The organism is Kitasatospora sp. NPDC097643 (genome assembly GCF_040302625.1).
Lineage (GTDB): Bacteria > Actinomycetota > Actinomycetes > Streptomycetales > Streptomycetaceae > Kitasatospora.
This window is the reverse complement of record NZ_JBEOSA010000069.1, coordinates 1-18626: the sequence shown is the minus strand read 5'-3', so window position 1 is coordinate 18626 and position 18626 is coordinate 1. Positions and strand designations below refer to the sequence as shown.

Below are 18626 nucleotides of genomic sequence, written 5' to 3'. Positions count from 1 at the left end.
TTCATCCATGGCGACCGCTGTCGGAGAAGCGGACGACGACCTTGACGATCTCGGAACCGTCGTCGGTCCGGAACCGTCCGTCGAGCCGACGATTGATCACGTCCACCGCTTCCCTGGGACTCAGTTCATGGGTGATGAGGGCGCCGTACCCACGGGGATCGGCCCGCAGAAGCAGTTCCGCTCTGTGCAGCTGGGCCAGAGAGGTCCCCCGGTGGCCGGTGAGCACCAGTGGTTTGCCCTCGTGCGTGACCGCCGTGACCGCGCCCAGCTCGGGGTCGACCGTGCCGCAGACGTTGTGCCGGCGCACCCGGCCGACGGTGGCGTCGACGAACGTGGGGGCTGCGGCTGCCGCGTCGAGCGCGGTGACGAGCACCATCGTCCCGCCGGGGCGCAGTGCGTCCGCCGCCTGCCGTACGGCGTCCGCCATCGCCGGCCGCGGGGCACAGACGACCGCCACATCGACCGGCCGCGGCGTCCGTTGCCCGGCCACGGAGAGGTGGGTGGGCGCAAGGCGGGAACGGTTCTCCACCCAGGCGAGACGTTCCGGTCGCGCCTCGACCAGCTCGACCTCGTGCCCCAGGTCGATCGCCCTGCGTACGTGGAGCAACCCGAGGGGACCCGCACCCCAGACCCCGACTGCCAGGGGACCAGTTGGGGCCGAGCGCTCGATCAGCTCCCACGAGTAGAGGACGGTGCCGAGCGGCTCGCACAGCGTGAGCACCGCCACCGGGTCCAGCGGTTCGACCTCCTGCAACGCGCTGAGCGGCAGCTCCGGCCCCAGGGGGACCCAGCTGCGGAACAGACCGTCGAAGCTGTGGCCGAGGATCGAGTCCTGGTCCCGCACGTCCACAGGGTTGAACGCGACCACCCGGTCACCACCGGGGGCGCCGTGCAGGATCCCGACGCCTTCGTGACCGAGCACCGCGGCGACATCCCCCCGGTGGCCGGCGCCGATCTGAACATCGGTGCCGCACAGCCCTACGGCGAGCATCGACACGTACGGCTGATCACCTCGGGGCCTCTCCATCGGCACCATCCGGACCTGACGGCCGGAGCGGAGCAGCTGCCACCCCGTCATGACATCACCTGCAACTGCCGGGACCGGAGCGCTGTCAGCGCCTCGCACAGTTCCGCCTCGGTCACGTCGTTGACGAACACGGCGTGGCCGACGTCCTTCAGCAGGGGCAGGCGCTGCCGGCCGTCACGGTGCAGGCTGGTGTGGGCCAAGGCTTCGACCAGCAGCTCGGGGGTCATCTCCGGATGGACCGTCGGCAGGCCCAGGTCGGTCAGGACGCGGATGACGCGATCGGCGACGGCCGACGGCAGGAGACCTCGGTTCCGCGAGAGCATGACGGTCACGGCGAGGTCGACGGCGACGGCCTCGCCGTGCAGCAGTGCGGGTTCGAGGGACATCTCCAGAGCACCGGAGAACGCGTGGCCGATGTCCGCGAGCCGGTCCAGCCGGTCCTCGCCGAGGTTCCCGACCAGTTCGCCGAGCATGGCCGCGATGCTGCGCTCGATGATCTCGGACTCCACGCGTGGGTCCGGTGTGCCCGCGGCCAGCGTACGGCCGTGCGCGTCGAGGAGGTCGAACAGCGCCGCATCGGCCACCAGCGCTATCTTGATCGCCTCGCCGAGGCCGCAGCGGTACTCGCGGGGATCCAGCGTGGGCAGGAATCCCGGGTCGATGACGACCTGGCTCGGACGGCTGTAGGTGCCCAGCCGGCTCTTGTGCCCTCCGTAGTTGATGGCCGTCTTGACGCCGATGCCGGCGTCGATCATCCCGAGCAGGGTGGTCGGTACCTTGATGAGCGGAACCCCGCGCCGGTAGATGCTGGCGGTGAAGCCCACGAGATCGAGCAGCACGCCGCCGCCCACCGCGATGACCGGTTCCGATCGGCGCAGCAGACCGAACCGGTCGAAGGCGTCCACCAGATCGGACACCGCGGCCAGGTTCTTGCCCGACTCGCCCGGTGCGAGCAGCAGCGTCTCAAGGGTGACGTCCCCTGATCCACCGGTTGATCCACCCGTCAGCGCGTTCGTCAGCGCGTCCCCGTAGAGCTCCCACACCCGCTTGTCGGCCACGACGAGTCGCCGTGCGGCGCCGTGCCGGCCCGGCCTCGCCGTGACCTGGGGCGTGCCGCGGCCGGAGGCGAGCGTGTTCGGAGCCATGACCACGCTGTACGACTTCGGATCGTCACCCGGCACCGTCCAGCTCCGTGCCCCGGCAGCGCCGGAGCGCGCCAGCAGCCCGGCCCCGTGCAGCGCGAGTTCGGCATCGGGTGAGGCCACCCGCACCTTGTCGGCCAGTGAACCCGACCGTCCGTAGAGCCCCACCGCGTCCATCTGGGCCGTCAGGCACTCCAGGTACTCCCGGCCGAGCCCCGCCGGCACTCCACCGGTGAGGACCACCCGGTCGATCTCGGCATCGGTGCTGAGAACCGAGAGCAGCGCGTGCGCGAGCGGCCGCGTCACGGCTTCGAGCACGGTGAGCGCCGCTCGGTCACCATCGGACACTGCCCTGGTGAACTGACTGGTCAGCGGAACGTCGGCGGCCAGCCACGGCGTGCCCTCGGTGGCGAGCTGCGTGAGGATCCGCTCGATGCCACGACCCGATGCGTATGCGCTGAGGTGCCCGGTCGCACCGCAGTCACAGCGCAACACGAGTTCCCGTGAGCCGATGCGGAACCCGGCCGGCAGATGTCCGATCTCACCCTGCAGTCCGGAGTCCGCGGACACGGGGACCCTGCCGGTGCCGACCTCGACGGTCCGCAGCCCGATGCCGCTGCCGACGACGACGGCGGCCAGCCGCCGCAGGTGTTGGGCGTCCGGCTGGGCTGCCAGCGCCACCGCGCTGGCCGTGACGTCGTTGACGACCGTCCATCGGAACTCGGGTGCCGCATCCCGTAGCGCCCCGGCGGTGTCGAACCGGTGCCCGCCCTGGTCGCCCCAGAGCGGACCGGACCCCACCGTCAGGCCGGTACGCGCATCGATGGCCGCGCCCAGCGACACCCCGACCACGGTCACCCGGTGACGGCGGGCCAGCCGACGCGCATCGCCGACGATCAGGTTCACGAGACGCTGGTGCAGCGAGGCCGCCTCCTCACCCGGGCAGCTCACCCAGGACGGGGCCGCTCGCACGGCGAGGTCGTGCAGGCGGCCCTCGCCGTCCAGCACCGCCGAGCGCGCGTGGGTCCCGCCGACGTCGAAGACCGCGACGGCCTCGGCGGTCGTCATGAGCACGCCCGTACCGGTGCCGGTGCCTCGGCTGCCGGTGCCTCGGCGAACCGTTCGGCCGCACATCGTGCGCCCTCTGCCGGGAAGAAGTCCGTTCGTATCGGGGACCCGCCGAGAACAGCCACCGACGGGCGGCGCCGGAGCGTTGCGGCATGTGTAACGGATTTCGCGCGAGAACGGTTCAGATTGATTGAGAACATGAAATGCGGTCTCCTTGTGGCGGGCAGGACGTATGCCGTCGGCGATGCGATCCTCACGATAGCAAGCCGCCAAGTCCTGCACCCGGCAAGAAGGTCTTGACGCCAACTGAAACCCCGTGATTGGATCCCCAACATCTGATCATGGTCCGAAGCTGAAGGCCGGAGATAGCCGATGATTATTCGGCGCGATTCTCTTCGGACTCGCGCCAATCGGCGGGAAATGTAGTGTCACCGAGCGGGAGACAAGGAGGCGTGAATGCGACGCGGCACGGGCGTTTTATCGATATCGGAGAGACTGGCCGAACTGGCGGCCGAAGCTCCGGATCACCCCGCGATCATCGAAGGGGTCACCGGCGGCTCGTACCGCGAAATCACGTACCAACGCCTCTTCGAAGAGGTCTCGGCGCTCGCAGGGCTCTTCGGCTCCTGGAACCGCGACATGGACGGCGATGCCGTCGTCTGCCACCCCGCGTCACTCTCCATCGAGACGGCGAAGATCATCCTGGCTGCGCTGTGCGCCGGCGTCACCGTGCTCCCGCACGCGCCACGGATCGACACCGAAGTGCTTTCCAGCGCGCTGGGCCGGGCCGGACTGAGCGGTCGCACCCGACCCGCCCGGATACCCGGGTCGCCCGGGACCGACCAGGGGCCTGGCGCCACCGTTCGGATCACACGCTGGGAACGTCCCACCGAAGGGCGCCGTCCGCGGTATCTCCTGGCGACGAGCGGATCGACGGGAATCCCGAAGCTCGTTCCGTTCCAGAATTTCGGAAGCTACGATCCGAGGGCCGTTCCCGACATCGTCTTCCGGACCTGCAAATGGCGGAGCGGGCAGAAGCAGCTCATCATGCTTCCGCTCTACCACATAGGGACGATGGCCGCCCTCGTCCAAGGCGTGCTGGACCGGAACCAGGTTTTCCTGGCGAGCCATCACGACCCGGAGGAACTGCTCGGCGCGATCGCGGAGCACCGGATCGAGTGGCTCATGCTGACGCCGAACTACATGAGGCACCTGCTGCCCGCCGCCGTGCGGCGCCCCGAGCGCCTGGACAGCCTGAACGGAGTCCTCCACACGGCGCTGCCATGTCCTGCGCCGTTGAAACAGGCCTGGTTGGACCTCCTGGGCGGCGAACGCGTCTTCGAGATGTACGGGGGTACCGAGGGCGTCGGTGTCACGGTGATCAGCGGTTCCGAGTGGACGGCGAAGCCGGGATCGGTCGGGCGTGGACTGCTGACGGAAATACGGATAGGTGATGCGCGGGGCCTGGAACGCGGTGAGGACGGAATCGGCAAGATCTACCTCCGCCGGTTCGGTGCCTCCGCTCGCACCCGTTCGGCGACTCCTTGGCTCCAGAGCACGTCCGACGGCTTCGTGAGCCTGGGCGACATGGGATGGGTCGATGAGGACGGGTACCTCTACGTCTTCGACCGTGCGGCGAACCAGACCGCCACGGCCAGCGGGGTCACCTGGCTCGGACGTCTGTCGCTGGTGCTCCGGACCCATCCGGACATCCTGGACGCCGAATGCGTCGCGCTCACGGACGCCGGCCGCGTCGACGTGGGGATGCTGCTCGTCACCCGCGACCCCCGGGCCGTCCCCGATCTCGCGGAGCTCGAGCGGTTCTGCGCCGCCCAGGCGGGCGGTCATGAGTTCCCGCGGATCCACGTGCAGGTGGCGGAGATACCCCGGTCGGAGATCGGCAAGCCCGACGCCACGGCGATCAAGGCGATTTTCGACTCCACCGGTTCTCCGCGTGCCCGCACGCCGCTGACGTCCCCCTCCGAGGAGAAGGTGCCTCGTGGCTCGACAGCTTGACGTTTCACTGTTCCGCACGGTCTGTCCCGACGTCCTCGGTGCCTCCTTCCAGGAGGGCCCCGAACCCACCGTCCACATCTCCACCAGCGGTATCAGGTCGGGCGTCGAGATCCGCACGGCGTTCCGCAGGTGCTACGGCGTGGACGTCCGGCGAGTGCTCTTCGTCGACGGGCTCGAATGGCCGGGGGAAGGCTGGTGCGACCATCGGGACGCCACGACCGGCACTCCGTCCGAAGCTCGACTCGAATATGTCTACGCGCAGCCGTCCGGCCCGCTGGAGCAGGCTCTCTCGGAGTTCTGGAAGGAGCTCCTCGAAGTGCGGGACATCGGTGTTTCCGATGAGTTCTGGGAGCACGGTGGAGACTCCCTCGGGACGGTTGAGACCATCGAATTCCTGAACCAGGAGTACGGCGTCCTGATCGACTTCTTCGAAGTCGGCGACAAATTCACCGTCGCCCGGCTGGCGGGGCTCGTCCGCGAGCGGTCCCGGCCCTAGAGACTCATCCTCGCCCGGACTCGTCACCTCGGTGAAAAGCCCGGGCGGAGGATGGAACCCATAAAACGCGATTCCTTTTGGGAGGTGAACCATGGAGTACTTCGACACCGAGATCGTGGACATTGAGTCCCTGTCGGACGAGGCCCTCGACGACATCGTCGGCGGCGCCGCCATCGCCGGGCGCTGTGTCTCGTAGTAGGCGGTAACCGAGTCTTGGCTGGCATCCGGGATCCCGGATGCCAGCCGAGGCTTTCAGCGATTCGGAAGGCGACGTCATGCACCACCAGGGTCAGGAAGCGGTACCGCTGACGCTCCCGCAGCTCTTGATGCACCGGACTCTGCGAGACGGCACGGGTGCGGGGCCGACCCTGGAACTGTCGTACCGCATCGAAGGACCGCTGGACGTCCCGGCGTTCATCGCGAGCGTGGGCGATGTCGTCAGCAGTCATGACGCGTTGCGGCTCGCGGTCTGCGAGTGCGGGGCCTCCGGGCCGCACCAGTGGGCGAGGGAGACGCCCCCGCCGGCCGAGCTGGTCACCTGCCAGAAGGTCAAGGCCGGATCCGAGGAGCGGTTCTCCCGGTACGTCGTCGGCCTGGCCACGAAGGACGTGGCCGAGGGATGGGACCTGCGGACGGAGTTTCCGTTCCGGTTGCGGTTGCTCCAGTACTCACCCGATGTCCACGCCTTCGTCGCGACCTTTTCGCAGCTCGCCGTCGACGGCAGTGTCCGGGCGATCTTCGGCGGGGACCTGTGGCGGGCGTACCGCCGGCGCCTCGGCGATCACGAAGCCGTCGCCGAACCGAGTCCGCGGTTCCTGGACGTGGCCGTGGAGCGCGAGGCCCCGGCCGCCGACGGCGGCCGTGACATCGCCGACTTCTGGCGGCGCCGGTACGCCCGGATACCTCGGGACTGGGGATTCCTCGCCTCCTCCGCTCCCGGCACGCCCGACACGGCGCAGGCCGGCAGCCTGGAGACGGGCTTCATCCTCGAGGGCGAGCGGCTCCGCACGATGCGGAAGGCGGCGCGCTCGAACAACGCCTCGGAATTCATCTGGATCCAGCACGCCCTGGCATCGGCGGTGTTCGAGCACACCGACGCGGACGCCGTCCCGGTCTGGCTGCCCGTCGACACCCGGAGCATGCGGGAACGGCGACAGCTCGGCATGCTCACCCTGGGCTTGCCGGTGGTCGTCGACCGCGGTGCCGCGCCGTCCGATCTCGTCCGGACGCTCACCGGTGAATGGGCCGACACGCTGAAACACCGTCGGGTCACCCGGGAGACCGTCGATGCCGGCGGGGTCACCGATCTGGGGGACCTGGTAGGAGGGCCGGAGCGCAGCGTGCGCTTCGCCTACCTGAGCCATCCCCGCAATCGGCTCAGGGCCACGGTGGGCGGTCTCGTCGTGCACTACGGCGCCTACGCGCCGCTGGTCGAGCGCGTGGTCAGTGGAGTGCAGCTCAAGGCCGGGAGCTGGGACGAAAGCGTTCATTTCCGTCTCACGTTCAACCGGTCCCGCCTCACGGAGACCGCGGCGCGGCAGATGACCGTCGCCGTCGAGCGGATCCTGCTGGGCTGAAGCCCGCCGTACCTCGTACGTCCCCACCAGACCACCAACTCCGAAGGGAGGTGCCGTTCGTGATCGAATCCAATGAAGTGACCGAAGCCGGGCCGTCCGAGTCTCCGGTTGCGGGGCCGGTGGGCCGGGCCAGGTTCAGCCGTCAAGCGGCCGAGAAGCACGCTCCCGGCCGGCGCCTGGGAGATGCCCTCACGCTGCCCGGACTGCTGGCGGAGCGTCCGGAGGGCCGCCTGCGCAAGCTCATCGCGGCAGTCTCGGCAGCGCTGCCGGGACGCCGTCGGCAGCGGGTACCGGTCTACTACCAGACGGAGAGCGCCGACTGCGGGCCCACGAGTCTGACGATGGTCCTGGCCTTCCTGGGCATCGACGTGGACATCGCAGCCGTGCGGCGCCGGCTCAACGGTGGTCAGGCGGGGGTCTCGGCGCGCGCGCTCCTCCAGGCGGCCAGGCACTTCGGTGCCCTCGGGCGCGGCGTGCGGGTCGGCGTCGGGGGGCTCAGCCGCCTGAAGGCCGGCAGCATCCTGTTCTGGAACTTCAACCACTTCGTCGTGCTCGAACGCGCGACCGCGACGCACGCCTTCATCGTCGATCCGGCCCTGGGCCGGCGGCGTCTCAAACTGAGCGAGGTCGCGGACGTCTTCACCGGGGTGGCACTGGAGTTCGAAGCGCCGCTCACCGACGGCCGCGGGCCGGTGCGCCGCCGTGGACCGGGCGTCGCGAACAGCTCCTGGCACTACCTCAAGCTGTTCGTCACCCGGGACCGCCGCTGGGCAGGCCTGGTGGTCGCGTCGTTCCTGCTGCTCGTCTTCAACTTCGCCACCCCGTTCGCCTCCTCCTACCTGGTCGCCCACGTCGGCACCGGTGGGCAGTCGGGGCAGGCGGTCGTCATCCTCTGCCTCGCGCTCGTGGGGTGCGCTTCGTTCGCGCTGTTGCAGATCGTCCGCGGACTGACGCTCGTGGCGCTCCAGTCGATCGCGGACCGGCGTGTCACGCTCGGCGTGTTCGGCCACCTGCTCTCCCTGCCGTACGAGTACTTCACCAGGCGGAACCCGGGTGACCTCGCGCTGCGGGTGCGGACCAGCTCGGCGGTCCGTCAGACCCTGACGGGCGCGGCCCTCTCCGCCGTGTTCGACGGCACGCTGGTGCTGGTCTACCTGACCCTGCTCCTGGTGGTCGACCTGCAGTTCGCGCTGATGAGCATGGCGCTGGCGGCCGTGATGGTGGCCGTCCTCGTCGTGTTCTGGAAGAAGCAGCGTTACCTCTCCGCGGAGGAACTGGAGCGGCAGTCCATCTCGGAGGGCGCACTCCTCGAACTGCTGGACGGACTCCAGACGATCAAGGCCTGCGGCCTGGAGGACACTGCGCACGACCGCTGGAGCCACACCGTCGTCGACGAGATCAACCAGCGGGGCCTGAGCCGGCGGAACCAGGTCATCGGCTCCGCGTTGAGCGCGTCGCTCCAGTTCCTCGCGCCGCTCGCGGTGCTCGACCTGGGCTACTTCAGGGTTGCGAACGGTACGGCGTCGCTGAGCTCGGTGGTCGGGTTCACCTCGCTCGCCGTCGGGATGTTCGTGCCCCTGGCGGGCGTCGTCCAGAGCGCGCTCCAGGTCGCCGGCCTCGGCGCGACGCTCTCCCGGTTGACGGACGTGCTGGGCGCCGAACCGGAGGAACGCCCGGCCGATGCCGTGCCGCTGGACGACACGAGCGGTCCGGTCGAGCTCCGGAACGTGTCGTTCGCCTACCCGGGGAGCTCCGGGGACGTCCTGAGCCGGATCGACGTCCGCTTCGAGGGCGGGAAGTTCACGGCGATCCTGGGGCGGTCGGGTTCCGGCAAGTCGACGATGGCCTCCATCATCGCCGGGCTCCAGACCCCGAGCAGCGGATCCGTCCTCATCGCCGGCCAGCCCATGGACCGGCTCGACCGGGTGTCGCTGAGGCGTTCGATCTCCTACGTCTCACAGGATTCCCGGCTCTTCGCCGGCACCATCTGGCAGAACATCAGCTACGCCCAGCCCGGCTCCTCCTTCGAGGACATCAAACAGGCGGCGAAGCTGGCGTGCATCCACGACGACATCATGGCGCTCCCCATGCGCTACGACACGTTGCTCGGCCCGGGGGGCCTCGGCCTGTCCGGTGGCCAGCGTCAGCGCATCGCGCTCGCTCGTGGGTTGATCCGGAAGCCGCAACTGTTGGTCCTCGACGAAGCGACGAGCGCGTTGGACAGCGCGACCGAGCGGGCGATATTCGACGGACTTGCCGCCGTCGATCACACCCTGATCGTCATCGCGCACCGCTTGTCGGTGCTGGAGGCCACGGACCGGGTGATCGTGGTCGACTCCGGCCAGGTGGTCGCTCAAGGCGCGTACGAGGATCTCATGGCTGATTCTCCGATCATGCGCACCCTCGTGGCCGGCCAGGGGGAATAGCCGGCCCGAGACGGCCGTGCCGCCGCCGCAGGCGTTACCCCGAGACATGTGCCCCAGACTCAAGGAAAGTGGCGAGTTGCTCTCCGAAGCGAAGAATCAGATGTTGACCGAGGTCGGCCCGGGGACTCCCATGGGCGAACTGCTGCGCCGGTACTGGCACCCGGTGGCCGCCGTCTCGGAGCTCGCTGAGAAGCGGGTCAAGACACTTCGGTTGCTGGGAGAGGACCTGGTCCTGTACCGGACCGAGAGCGATGAATACGGCCTGGTACAGCGCCGGTGTCCCCATCGTGGCGCGGATCTGGGCCAGGGCTGGGTCGAGGGCGGGAGCCTGCGCTGCTCGTACCACGGCTGGATGTTCGATCAAGCCGGAACCTGCGTCGAGCAGCCCTACGAGGACATGGCCGAGTCCTCCGCACCGTTCCGGGACAAGGTGAAGGTCACGTCGTACCGGGCCGTCGGGTTCGCCGGAATGGTCTGGGCCTACCTGGGCCCGGCGCCGGCTCCCCTCATTCCCGTGTTCGAACCCTTCACCTGGAACCGCGGCTTCGTCCAGATCATCCTGTCGGACCTCCCGTGCAACTGGCTGCAGTGCCATGAGAACGCCGTGGACCCGGTGCACTTCGAGTGGCGGCACTCCAACTACGTCGCGCGCGCGGGGAACCCCGAGAATCCCGAACTCGGCCCCCGCCACACGGACATCGAGTTCCAGGAATTCGAGTTCGGTATCGCCGTGGCCCGGCGGGCGGAGCTGACGACTCCCGTCCTGCCCATTCCGCTCGCTCCGACGAACCAGCTGGACAGCAGTGGCATCGCGTGTCTGTGGCCGAACGTGCTGTACGCCGGCAGCAGTCTCGAGTGGCGTGTCCCGGTGGACGACACCCGTACCCTCAGCATCGTCTGGCACTACTCCCCCCTCCCGACGGACATGCCCGCGGTCGATCAGGACCCGGTCCCCCACTGGTACGGACCCGTGACGGGGGACGACGGCGAGCTGATCACCAGTCACGTCCTGAACCAGGACTTCGCGGCCTGGGTGGGCCAGGGCGAGATAGCCGACCGCACCAGCGAACACCTGGGCCGCAGTGACGAGGGGATCATTCTGCTCCGCAAGCGGCTCTTCGCGGACATCGAAGCCGTCTCCCGGGGTGAGGACCCGCGCGGAATCGTTCGCGATCCCGAGCTGAACACCTGCATCGCACTGCCCTTGGACCGACCCCAGCTGTACCGCGAAGGAGTCGAGCGCGAGTTCTTCGAATGGCGGCTCAAGAGGGTGTTCAACTGGCGGCTCAGCGACGACCCGTCCTACGCCATGCAGGCCGGGCAGCCGGCACACGTACGGCACGCGTTCGAGAAGGCCATGGGAATCAGCCAGGACTTCTTGACCGGCCAGGACTTCCTGACCGATCAGGACGGCTAGTCCTACGTCAGTGCCGTCGAGCCGCAAGGACCGTGGACACGATCAGCATCGTGATCGCCCCGAAGGAGAGAGCATGTCGGTGAACAGGAAGTCGGCCGCCCAGCTGGTCGCCGAAGCCGCGAATATGCGAAAAGTGATCATAGAAAAGATGTCCGCCGACGGCGGCCACGTCGGCTCGCCGCTGGCGGTCATCGAAGTGATCCAGGCCCTGGTCGAGGTCTTCGACTTCCCCGAAGACAAGATCGTCTTCGATGGTGCGCACCAGATGCACGCCTACAAGCTGCTGACCGATCGCGCCGAAGCCTTCGCCACCATGGACCACCGGGGCGGCATCGGCGAGTACGCCGACATCCATGAGAGCCCCTACGACTTCTACATCGGCGGCCGCATCGGCATCTCCATCTCGGCCGCCCTCGGCTACGCCGTCAACCACCCCGAGTACAAGTCGATCGCACTGCTCGGCGACGGTTCCATGACCGCCGGCCAGCCCTTCGAGGCGCTCAACCACGCCGGCGCCCTCGCGCCGAACCTGCTGGTCATCTACAACGACAACGACTTCGCCGTCACGGAGACGGTCGGGTACCTGCACACCAGGAACACCCTGCGCGAGTTCAGCGAGAGCCTCGGTTTCGAGTACGTGGGCGCCGTGGACGGTCATGACACGCAGAAGCTGATCGAGCTGTTCGAGGACATCAAGCAGAAGAAGCACCCGGTGTTCCTTCACGTGAAGACCGTCAAGGGCAAGGGCTACGAGCCCGCCCTCCGGGATCCCGTCACGTTCCACTGGCTCGATCCGTTCGACCTCGCGACGGGCGAGCTGAAGAAGAAGCCCGTCAACAAGTTCCGGGAGCTGATCCTCCGGAAGGCGCCTCAACTGGTCGAGAAGCACGGCGAGGTGTACTATGTCTCGCCCGCCGCCGCTCGCAGCACCGGTCTCAAAGAGCTCAAGCAGATATACCCCGACCATGTTTTCGACACGGGGATCAACGAACAACACTGCGTGACGTTCTCCGCCGCCCTGGCCCTGAACGGCAACAAGGTGATCTGCTTCGTGCCGGCGACCTTCTTCCCCCGGGCGCTGGACCAGATCACCGACGCGTGCATGCTGAGGGTCCCCATGGTGTTCGTTCTGCCGGGATCCGGCATCTCGAGCCAGGGGCAGACCCTTCAGGGGATCTACACCCTGCCGATCCTCAACGCGATTCCCCATGCCGAGCTGTACCACCCGTCGAGCCTGGCCGAGTTCGACCGGCTCCTCGACCGGGCGCTCGAGCACGACGGTCCGGTCTTCATCCACAAGCCCGGTGAGGACATCGAAACCGGCATCACCGAGAGCGGTGTCGTCGAAGTCCGGGAGGGCGGCCGGCTCAGCGTCATATCGATCGGCAACACGCTGGGCAAGGCACTCCGCCTGGCCGACACGCTGGACGACGTCCAGGTCCTGCACATCCAGAAGGTCAAGCCGGTCGACCTCGAAGCACTCGAGCGGGCCATGGGCGGCAACAGCAGGATGCTGATCCTGGAGGACGGCTTCGTGCGGTCGGGCATCGGGCAGCACATCGTCGCCAACCTCCTGCACAAGCCGATGAGCTACGAGATCCTCGGGATCCGGGACCGGTTCCCGAGCATCGGCACGCTCGACGAGGTTTTCGAGGACATCGGTTTCGACGATCTGACGGTGCTGGCAGCGGCACGGCAGCTCATCAACGCGTAGGGCACGATGGGAGGGACAGCACGGCTACTTCACAGGGGGGAATTCACCGAACTGTGGTACCGCCTCGACGCGAATAGCGGACCGATCGTCAGGAAGTTTTCCGCACATCCGGGCGACGACAAACTGGAGAACGAGGCCATCTTCATCCGCGACACCCTGCCGGAGTCGGCCAGAGAGTATTTCTGCCAGGTCATCGGGGTCGAGCGGGACGTGGTCGGCCGAAGCTTCTCGTACGAAATGCCCTATTATGAGGGCAGATTGCTCAGGAACATCGCCCTGGACCGGAACACCGGGATCGTGGAGTCGGTCAACCACATCAAGGCGAGCATCACGGCCCTCAGGGCGACGCTGTACGCGCATCCCTCCACCGAGCGGCCTGCCGAGTTCGCCCGCAGGAACTACGTCGATCGGATAGTGAAGCGGCTCGGTCGATTCACCGACCAAGCCGACCAAGCCGGCTGGGTTGGCCGGGCCGACCGGGCCGACCGGGCCGACCGGGCCGTCAGCATCACAGGTACCCATGTCGGCGAGCTGAGCAGATTCCAGCTGGACCGGGCTTTCCGGGACATCATCAGCAGACCGTCCGTCTCCCTCAACGGGCGTACCCTGCTCACGCCGCTCGCCATTCTGGACAGGATCGGGGCCAGCCCGTCCCTGATGAGGATCATGATGCCTCGGCACAGTTCGATGCGGCTCATACACGGCGACCCGCACCTGGGGAACATCATGATCCGGGAGGGTACGGACAAGCCACTGTTCTTCGATCCGAACGGCTTCCACACCGGCGGCGACATGGCCTACGACATCGGCAAGTTCATCATCTCGCTGGATTATGTCGAAGCCGCTTTCGAAAGGAAGCTGGTCCTGCCGACCGTATCGTCAGGTGGTGGCGAGATCACGGTCGGAGACCTGAAGAGCTTCGTCGATCCCGACCTCGGCCGTCGGTCCAGGGAGATAGCGCGAGCCGTGATCGAGGACGTGCTGCCCGAGGTGTTCGCGACCGACCTGGTCGCCGACCCGGGACTGCTCGACCGAGGCATCCTCGCCGCCGACCTCCACGCCTTCGCCGCCGCGCACACCTTCATCCCGACCACACGGTCCGAGGTGGCCCTGCCGTTGCTGCTCTATTACCTGGAGTCGGCGAACGACCACCTGGACCTGATGGAGAGAGCCGGTCCGGACTCGTCGGCCGGAAGCGCACTGGTCCCCTCGATCGCGTGGGCACCATGACGCCGGAGTTTGCCGACCATCATTTCGAACAGGTCATCGACTTCGTGAAGTCGGCAGGGGACTCGGCCTTCGACAGGTGGCGGAGCTTTGATGTCGTCGAGATCAAGGACATCGGCGGCGACCTGGCCACGAACCTCGACCGCGAGATCGAAAGGGCGTTCCACGGACTGTGTCGCGAGGTCTTCCCCGGATGCGGTTTCAAAGGGGAGGAGCTTCCCGAGCTGAGCACCGAGAGCCGTAACGGCTACACGTGGAACATCGACCCCATCGACGGGACGAAGAACTTCGCCAGCGAAGTGCCGCTGTGGAGCGTGACCGTGAGCCTCGAAAAAGACGGCGAACCGGTATTCGGAGTGATATACAACCCGGTCAGCAGGCAGCTCTACACGGCCGCGGAGGGCCGCGGAGCCCATCTCAACGGCCGCCGGCTCTCTTACCACGCTCCCACTGACCCGGCCCGCATGCAGCTGGCCATCGATTTCTTCATGCGCCAGGAAGATCCGGCGAAGAAATCGAGGCAGGACGACCTGCTGGCCGAGCTGTTCCACTCGTTCTACCGGGTACGGAGCATAGGATCGGGTTCACTGTCCCTCGCCTGGCTGGCTCAGGGGCACTTCGGCGCGTACCTCAGCTGGGGACTCACCGAGAACAAGTTCATCGACATCGCCGCCGGCCTCGTCATCGCACGAGAGGCCGGAGCCGTGATCGGCATCGAGAGTCTCGACAGCGGCTCGTCCGTCCTCGTGGTCGGGAGCGAACGCACCTGCGACCTGCTGCTGGAGCTGGCCCACCGCCGGGGGTCTCTCTGAGCCCGGCGGGTTCCGTCACGAACTGATCGCGGCGACCTCGGCGCTCACGTACCGCCGCCAGTTCTCCCGGCCATGACGAATGCTCGAGGGAGTGCCCAGGTCGAGCAACTCACCCCGAAGATCGTGCGCGTACATGTTGAACCCGCCGTTCTCGATGGCCCAGGGGAACACGTTGTCACGCAGTCCCAGCGGACCGTTCTCGCCCGAGTCCTTGGCGTACCCCTCGCACACCTCGATGAAGTGATCCGTGGACAGCACGATCGCGCCGGCGCTGGTGAGTGCCAGTTCGCCGGGTGCCGCGGGTGACACCGGTTCACTGCGGTCGTAGACGTGCCGAAGGCGCCAGGTGGCGGCATCGACGATGAACCGTCCGACATCGGTGGTGCGAGGGGTGATGTGACTGGTGACAGCAGCCGTCATCGACGGCTCACGGCGGGCGTGTGCCAAGGTCATCTCGGCGACCTCGTCCCAGGGGAGCAGCAGGTCGCCCGGCATCATCAGGACCTGGCCCTGCAACTGCCAGCGTTTGACCGCCGCGAGCACCGCGCCGTCGGGTCCGAGCGGCGTCCGTTCCTCGGAGAAGAGGTAGGAGACGCCCTCCTTCCACACCCACTCCTCGCTCTGAAGGTGCTCGGCGATCTGATCGCCCATGTGTCCCACGCAGAACACGAATCGTCGAAAACCGATCCGCTGCAATTCGCGGCAGATGGTCGACAGGATCGTTTCTCCGTTGTCGAGGCGCAGCAGATGCTTGGGAACGGCGTCGTTGGTCATCTCCCTGGCCCGGGTGGCCATGCCGCCGATGGGCATGGCCACCCACACGCGGCTCAGCTGATCAACCACGGGATCCGCGGACATGACTCTCCTTGGGAACGATCTGTCCCTGACTGTTCATCAGGCGGATCCGTCCGCTGACCTCCGCAACGCCGGAACTGCCCAGGGGGCCGGATCACTTGCCTGATGAACCCTACATTGCCGCGCCCGAGGCTGTCCGGGACCACCGGTGCACGGGTCAGTACTCCGGGGCGGCGAAGCCCTGGCTTTGCGGCTGCGTGGCTGCTCGAATTCGGTGGTGGCAGGCTTCTGGTGTCAGCCATCCTGGGCCCGTGGCTGACCGTGCGAATTTTGTCGTCGTACGCGAGAGCGGTGCGTACGAGCTGTATCTCTCCCGGTTCGGTGCGGTGGGGATCGACCTTGACCTGCTGGCCGGGCCGACGGAAGCGCTCTCGATGGTCCGGCGGCTGAGAGTCGATGACTGGTGGCTGGACGACGTGCTCTGCCAGGGGGCGGCGCTGATCGACCTCGGCCGTAGGGTGCTGCTGATGTTCGCCTGGGAGGGGCCGAGTGCCGTGATGCGCCACAGGGCCGCGGCCCTGGAGCTGTTGCGAGAGGCCTGGGCGGGTTGGGACGTGCGGTGGGCGTACGACGGTCCCGCGGAGTTGCGGACTTATCTGGGACTGGATCCTGAGCTCGTCCGCGACCGCGACCGCGATCTTCTCGTCGGAGCGTTGCTGGAACCGGACGCGGAGGACTTGGCGGACCCCGAGCCGATGATCGCGGTGGTGACGGTCGGGTCGGATCGCTGCCATGTGGTGGCGAACGTCGCCGACCATCCGATCCGGGAGGGGCCGTCACTTCTCGACCGGCTGGTGGGCGCTCCGGAGCAGGGGATATGCCGTATGCCGGCTGAAGCCGGGGTCCATGTCGATCCGGTTCGGCGCCGGGTGGGCTGGTGGGTGCTGGGGGCGTCAGCTGAGGCCTACGAGATGTCGCGGCGATGGCCAGGCTGGACGGTGGAGTTCTGGAAGGACCGTTGGGAGGAGCACGCCCGACTGTCCAGCGGCCAGTTCCAGCCGCCGCTGATCGATCGCGAACGCGCGCTGGCAGAGGTCCGGGCGGCGCTCGCACACCGACGGGAGACCCGGATTCGTCCGTAGGTGGCTGTGTTGACCCGTCAGGGTCTCCCGGCAGGCGGGTCGAGATCGCGTGTCAGGGGTCGTCGGTGGGTTCCGATGTCGCTGTTGGTGCAGAGGAGTGGTGAGAGAACGCATGGACGGTCTCCGTGTCCGCAGTGTCCGGTTCGTTACCACCACCGTCCCGGGTCCACAGTCGGTATCAACGCCGGATCGCCGACGCGGCCGTTGGTGGCCAGGCGACGGAGATCGATTTCACCGTGCGGCGCTGTACGAGGTGGCGTAACCAGGGCACAGCTCTTCCTTCGGAAGGTGGTTCCGCTGGTGGTGAAAGGCGAGGTCTCGGGCAGGCTGCGGCGGCTCGGGATGGCCTGCGCCCTGGGGGCGGTAACCCTGGTGCCCGTCGTTCACCTCAAGGTTTTCGATCGTGCCGATGACCGTGGGGGGCGTGGCGTGGTCCGACCGGCACGAACGGACAGGTTGAGCACTCAGGCCGTGGCACTTTCCAGCGGGAGGTGGTCTCGGTAGTACTGCGACTCCAGCCACTCCTCCTTCACGAAGAGCGGACGTGTGAGCCGCGCTTCACCGACCCGCTGGTCGCGCAGAAGGATCCCGAGGTCGGTCAGGGCGAGCGATGCGTCCGGGGTGAAAAGGATGCAGTTCCCGTGCTCTGCGGCATGGTCCAGAAGAAACTGCTGGCCCTGCCCCGGATCGCTCCCTGCCAGGGGGAAGCCGTCCAGCCAGACCTGCGGACCGATGACGGCGTCCAGCGCGACGCATGCAAGCCGGCCGGCGTCGTAGAACGCCTTCACCCCGTCCGAGAAGTCCTCCTGACCGTACGGGCCACCAACCCGTGACTCAGGCTCGGAAACCAGCAGCGCCTCGGCAACTTCCGCTGGAGACATCCCGAAGAGCAACGGCCCTACACCGATGTCGGGCCGCAGCTCCCATCGCTCCCGCTCCCCAACCACGCTCATCCGCCCACCCCTGGTTCTGGCCCTGCCTACATGGTGTTCGTTGCTTTACCGCGGGCACAACGCCAGAGATCAAGATGCCAAGCCAACTGCTCAAGAGCCAACCCGAAGTGCTCGGCGACGTGAGCCGGGGACGCGATAGCTGGGACTGGAAGGACATCGAGAGCTGGCGTTTCGTGGCCGACAGGACGCGCTTGTCGGCACCGGATGGCCAGGCTTCCTGCAACCCATGTACGAACGCCGAACGCGGCTATGTGCTCTATGTGGGGAGCGGGGACATGGATCCCATTCCAGTCCCGAGCTGGATGCCGGGGACCTTCCACACCCGCTCCCCATGGCCGCGAGTCCCTCGCGATCTCCGTCCGGCCCAATGCGAGGAACCGTACAACGCGGTACCGACAACGCAGCCGGATCGGGTACCAGCGCCCGTCACGGGGGCCGGGCAGGCATCGAACCAAGCCGAGACCGTCAGGCCGGCGCCGATGTCGGCCGGGTTGAACCTGACCACCGGTGTTCCGCGCCGGTTGCGTTCGGTGATCACCGTGTCGGCGGTGGTGTCGAGCGCTTCCGTGATCACCAGGACGGCCCCGTTCCAGGTCATGGGTCAGCCCTGCGCGCTGTCCTGGTCGTAGCCCTGGTGGTTCGCGGAGTCCGAGTTGATGGTGGTGCTGGTCTCGGTTCCCCGGCTGGTGCCGTGCTTGCCCATCTCCACCACCAGGCCGTCGCCGTCGAGGAACACGCCGAGCTGCGTGGTCGGGTCGATGCTCACGGGGGGGGGGGGGGGGGGGGAAGGGCCCCCCCCTCGGACGAGGACAAA

At 67.5% G+C, this 18626-nt stretch carries 14 protein-coding genes; 9 read left to right on the top strand and 5 right to left on the bottom strand.

Annotated features, from left to right (window positions below):
- Position 1: 1 nt before the first annotated feature.
- Both ABTY15_RS32365 and ABTY15_RS32360 read right to left on the bottom strand, forming a co-directional pair.
- A complete protein-coding gene (locus ABTY15_RS32365; RefSeq protein ID WP_350603327.1) occupies positions 2 to 1078 on the bottom strand; it encodes a dehydrogenase in 1077 nt (358 codons plus the stop codon).
- Entirely contained in the window at positions 1075 to 3519 is a 2445-nt protein-coding gene (locus ABTY15_RS32360; protein WP_350603322.1) for an ROK family protein, read from the bottom strand. The genes ABTY15_RS32365 and ABTY15_RS32360 overlap by 4 nt, the downstream gene beginning before the upstream one ends.
- Before the next feature lie 174 nt (positions 3520 to 3693).
- On the opposite strand from ABTY15_RS32360, the gene ABTY15_RS32355 reads away from it, so the two are divergent.
- The 8 genes from ABTY15_RS32355 (at position 3694) to ABTY15_RS32320 (ending at position 14922) form a co-directional block, all read left to right on the top strand.
- The gene (locus ABTY15_RS32355; RefSeq protein ID WP_350603319.1) at positions 3694 to 5253 is read left to right on the top strand and encodes a class I adenylate-forming enzyme family protein; all 1560 of its coding nucleotides are present in this window, start codon (positions 3694 to 3696) and stop codon (positions 5251 to 5253) included.
- Positions 5237 to 5749, top strand: coding sequence for a phosphopantetheine-binding protein (locus ABTY15_RS32350; RefSeq protein WP_350603315.1), 513 nt, complete (start codon positions 5237 to 5239; stop codon positions 5747 to 5749). The genes ABTY15_RS32355 and ABTY15_RS32350 overlap by 17 nt, the downstream gene beginning before the upstream one ends.
- A 275-nt stretch (positions 5750 to 6024) precedes the next feature.
- Positions 6025 to 7326 (top strand): condensation domain-containing protein, encoded by a 1302-nt coding sequence (locus ABTY15_RS32345; protein WP_350603310.1) that lies wholly within the window; start codon positions 6025 to 6027, stop codon positions 7324 to 7326.
- A gap of 59 nt (positions 7327 to 7385) precedes the next feature.
- The gene (locus ABTY15_RS32340; RefSeq protein WP_350603307.1) at positions 7386 to 9752 is read left to right on the top strand and encodes a peptidase domain-containing ABC transporter; all 2367 of its coding nucleotides are present in this window, start codon (positions 7386 to 7388) and stop codon (positions 9750 to 9752) included.
- A 130-nt stretch (positions 9753 to 9882) separates the two neighbouring features.
- The gene (locus tag ABTY15_RS32335; protein ID WP_350603303.1) at positions 9883 to 11169 is read left to right on the top strand and encodes a Rieske 2Fe-2S domain-containing protein; all 1287 of its coding nucleotides are present in this window, start codon (positions 9883 to 9885) and stop codon (positions 11167 to 11169) included.
- A 73-nt stretch (positions 11170 to 11242) separates the two neighbouring features.
- Positions 11243 to 12883 carry a 1-deoxy-D-xylulose-5-phosphate synthase N-terminal domain-containing protein gene (locus ABTY15_RS32330; protein WP_350603299.1) on the top strand — a complete coding sequence of 547 codons (1641 nt, stop codon included), beginning with the start codon at positions 11243 to 11245 and terminating at the stop codon, positions 12881 to 12883.
- Positions 12884 to 12889: 6 nt separating this feature from the next.
- Positions 12890 to 14113 (top strand): phosphotransferase, encoded by a 1224-nt coding sequence (locus ABTY15_RS32325; RefSeq protein WP_350603296.1) that lies wholly within the window; start codon positions 12890 to 12892, stop codon positions 14111 to 14113.
- Complete coding sequence (locus ABTY15_RS32320) at positions 14110 to 14922, top strand: inositol monophosphatase family protein (protein WP_350603419.1); 813 nt, start codon at positions 14110 to 14112, stop codon at positions 14920 to 14922. Before ABTY15_RS32325 ends, ABTY15_RS32320 begins: the two co-directional genes overlap by 4 nt.
- Before the next feature lie 15 nt (positions 14923 to 14937).
- On the opposite strand, the gene ABTY15_RS32315 is transcribed toward ABTY15_RS32320, so the two are convergent.
- On the bottom strand, positions 14938 to 15780 hold the full coding sequence (locus ABTY15_RS32315) for an NTP transferase domain-containing protein (protein WP_350603293.1): 843 nt from the start codon (positions 15778 to 15780) through the stop codon (positions 14938 to 14940).
- A gap of 248 nt (positions 15781 to 16028) precedes the next feature.
- Here ABTY15_RS32315 and ABTY15_RS32310 point away from each other — a divergent pair, with 248 nt between their 5' ends.
- Positions 16029 to 16859 (top strand): hypothetical protein, encoded by an 831-nt coding sequence (locus ABTY15_RS32310; RefSeq protein ID WP_350603289.1) that lies wholly within the window; start codon positions 16029 to 16031, stop codon positions 16857 to 16859.
- Between the two features lie 464 nt (positions 16860 to 17323).
- Here ABTY15_RS32310 and ABTY15_RS32305 read toward each other — a convergent pair whose 3' ends face one another.
- Positions 17324 to 17812 carry a hypothetical protein gene (locus ABTY15_RS32305; protein WP_350603287.1) on the bottom strand — a complete coding sequence of 163 codons (489 nt, stop codon included), beginning with the start codon at positions 17810 to 17812 and terminating at the stop codon, positions 17324 to 17326.
- Between the two features lie 601 nt (positions 17813 to 18413).
- On the bottom strand, positions 18414 to 18626 hold a 213-nt coding region (locus ABTY15_RS32295), incomplete at its 5' end, for a putative ATP-grasp-modified RiPP (protein ID WP_350603285.1).

Coding starts and splice junctions, on each gene's coding strand:
- ABTY15_RS32365 (WP_350603327.1), bottom strand. CDS start 1,078: ATGACGGGGTGGCAGCTGCTCCGCTCCGGCCGTCAGGTCCGGATGGTG.
- ABTY15_RS32355 (WP_350603319.1), top strand. CDS start 3,694: ATGCGACGCGGCACGGGCGTTTTATCGATATCGGAGAGACTGGCCGAA.
- ABTY15_RS32345 (WP_350603310.1), top strand. CDS start 6,025: ATGCACCACCAGGGTCAGGAAGCGGTACCGCTGACGCTCCCGCAGCTC.
- ABTY15_RS32335 (WP_350603303.1), top strand. CDS start 9,883: ATGGGCGAACTGCTGCGCCGGTACTGGCACCCGGTGGCCGCCGTCTCG.
- ABTY15_RS32330 (WP_350603299.1), top strand. CDS start 11,243: ATGTCGGTGAACAGGAAGTCGGCCGCCCAGCTGGTCGCCGAAGCCGCG.
- ABTY15_RS32325 (WP_350603296.1), top strand. CDS start 12,890: ATGGGAGGGACAGCACGGCTACTTCACAGGGGGGAATTCACCGAACTG.
- ABTY15_RS32320 (WP_350603419.1), top strand. CDS start 14,110: ATGACGCCGGAGTTTGCCGACCATCATTTCGAACAGGTCATCGACTTC.
- ABTY15_RS32315 (WP_350603293.1), bottom strand. CDS start 15,780: ATGTCCGCGGATCCCGTGGTTGATCAGCTGAGCCGCGTGTGGGTGGCC.
- ABTY15_RS32305 (WP_350603287.1), bottom strand. CDS start 17,812: ATGAGCGTGGTTGGGGAGCGGGAGCGATGGGAGCTGCGGCCCGACATC.